The sequence below is a fragment of the Pseudomonas sp. NPDC087614 genome (assembly GCF_044743485.1).
Classification (GTDB): Bacteria; Pseudomonadota; Gammaproteobacteria; order Pseudomonadales; family Pseudomonadaceae; genus Aquipseudomonas; species Aquipseudomonas baetica_A.
The window spans coordinates 1-2,144 of record NZ_JBIUWN010000174.1; the positions used below are offsets into that span (position 1 = coordinate 1).

4 protein-coding genes are annotated in these 2,144 nt (G+C 54.1%); all 4 read left to right on the forward strand.

The window, feature by feature from the left end; genetic code table 11:
- The first annotated feature begins 3 nt into the window (after window positions 1-3).
- Window positions 4-699 (forward strand): 50S ribosomal protein L1, encoded by a 696-nt coding sequence (gene rplA / locus ACIOWA_RS27860; protein WP_339434210.1) that lies wholly within the window; start codon window positions 4-6, stop codon window positions 697-699.
- Between the two features lie 228 nt (window positions 700-927).
- Window positions 928-1,398 carry a 50S ribosomal protein L10 gene (rplJ, locus tag ACIOWA_RS27865; protein WP_401162918.1) on the forward strand — a complete coding sequence of 157 codons (471 nt, stop codon included), beginning with the start codon at window positions 928-930 and terminating at the stop codon, window positions 1,396-1,398.
- 74 nt (window positions 1,399-1,472) lie between these two features.
- The gene (gene rplL, locus ACIOWA_RS27870; RefSeq protein WP_003228750.1) at window positions 1,473-1,838 is read left to right on the forward strand and encodes a 50S ribosomal protein L7/L12; all 366 of its coding nucleotides are present in this window, start codon (window positions 1,473-1,475) and stop codon (window positions 1,836-1,838) included.
- Window positions 1,839-2,059: 221 nt separating this feature from the next.
- Window positions 2,060-2,144 (forward strand): hypothetical protein (locus ACIOWA_RS27875; protein ID WP_401162919.1); only part of this gene is annotated, 85 nt, incomplete at its 3' end.

Here is a 2,144-nt window from a genome sequence, read left to right on the forward strand (position 1 = left end):
GTAATGGCTAAGCTGACCAAGCGTCAAAAGGCTATCGCCGGCAAAATCGAAGCAGGCAAGGCCTACAACATTGTAGACGCCGCTGCTCTGCTGGCTGAGCTGTCGACTGTCAAGTTCAGCGAGTCGTTTGACGTTGCTGTAAACCTGGGTGTAGACCCGCGTAAATCCGACCAGGTTGTTCGTAGCGCTACTGTGCTGCCACACGGCACTGGCAAGACCGTTCGCGTTGCTGTGTTCACTCAGGGTCCAGCTGCTGAAGCCGCTCTGGCTGCTGGCGCTGACCGCGTAGGTATGGACGACCTGGCTGCCGAAATGAAAGGTGGCGACCTGAACTATGACGTAGTGATTGCATCCCCGGACGCCATGCGCGTTGTAGGTCAACTGGGCCAGATCCTCGGTCCACGTGGTCTGATGCCTAACCCGAAGGTCGGCACCGTGACTCCAGACGTAGCTACTGCGGTTAAGAATGCTAAAGCTGGTCAGGTTCGTTATCGCACCGATAAAAACGGCATCATCCACACTTCCGTTGGCAAGATGGGCTTCGAAGCCGTCAAGCTGAAGGAAAACGTTGAAGCTCTGATCGCAGATCTGAAGCGTATCAAGCCAGCTTCCTCGAAAGGTATTTACGTCAAGCGCGTTACCCTGAGCACCACTATGGGCCCAGGTCTGGTTATCGATCAGAGCTCGCTGGACGCGTAAGACAAAGGTTGGCGCGATTGATCGCGCCAATTGAAAGATTGGGGTCCCTGCCTGGCGGGGGCTATCCAAGACCGTAGGCGACGCAAGTCTTAAACCATAAGCCTACGCAGATGGTGCTCCCGGTTCCTTACCGAATCAGACACCAAAACGACATTCGGTTTCGATCGAATGAAACGGTAACAAGCAGGAGTTAAACCCGTGGCAATTAATCTCGCAGACACGTAGGCCATCGTCGCTGAAGTCAACGAGGCTGCCAAAGTCGCTCTGTCCGCTGTCGTGGTTGATGCCCGTGGCGTAACAGTAGGCGCAATGACCGGACTCCGTAAAGAGGCTCGTGAAGCTGGCGTTTACGTACGTGTTGTACGTAACACCTTGCTCAAGCGCGCTGTTGCTGACACTCAATACAGTGTCCTCAACGACGTGTTCACCGGCCCGACCCTGATTGCATTCTCGAACGAACATCCGGGCGCTGCTGCCCGTATTTTCAAAGAGTTTGCCAAGGGTCAGGACAAGTTCGAGATCAAGGCAGCTGCGTTCGAGGGCAAGTTCCTCGCAGCTAATCAGATCGACGTACTGGCAACTCTGCCGACCCGTGACGAAGCAATTTCTCAGCTGATGAGCGTGATTCAAGGCGCTACCAGCAAATTGGCTCGTACTCTGGCGGCAATTCGCGACCAGAAAGAAGCTGCCGCAGCCTAAGGCTCGTCAACTTCTCGCGTTTTTTGTTTATTTCGATGGTCGCGTAGGCCGTCCCCCAATTCAGGAATTGAGTCATGTCTCTGACTAACGAACAAATCATCGAAGCAATCGGCCAGAAATCCGTAGTGGAAATCGTTGAGCTGATCAAAGCGATGGAAGAAACCTTCGGTGTTACCGCTGCTGCTGCTTCGGCTGGTCCAGCTGCTGCTGCCGCTGTTGTTGAAGAGCAAACCGAGTTCAACGTTGTTCTGCTGGAAGCTGGCGAGAAGAAGGTTAACGTGATCAAGGCAGTTCGTGAACTGACCGGTCTGGGCCTGAAAGAAGCCAAAGAGAAAGTAGACGGCGCTCCTCAGGTTGTAGCTGAAGGCGTTTCGAAAGAAGCTGCTGAAGACGCCAAGAAGAAGCTGGAAGAAGCAGGCGCTAAAGTCGAGCTGAAGTAAGTATCGACTTTGCTCCTCCAGCCCGAGCGTAAAGCGACAGGCTGATGGCTGGTGGCTCTTGCCACCGGCCTTTTTCCGTTATTGGCAGCCGACTGGGTCGGTGCTGATAAAGGTGCTTTAACCACCCGATGTGGTGGCGCAAACCATGGGGTTTGCACGATTTTCTGGCTGCTCCCGTCGGGAGGGGCCAAACAAGCAGGTGACCAAGCTGGGGAACGCTGATGGCTTACTCATATACTGAGAAAAAACGTATCCGCAAGGACTTTAGCAAGTTGCCGGACGTCAACTTGCTAAAGTCCTTGCGGA

Coding starts and splice junctions, on each gene's coding strand:
- rplA (WP_339434210.1), top strand. CDS start 4: ATGGCTAAGCTGACCAAGCGTCAAAAGGCTATCGCCGGCAAAATCGAA.
- rplL (WP_003228750.1), top strand. CDS start 1,473: ATGTCTCTGACTAACGAACAAATCATCGAAGCAATCGGCCAGAAATCC.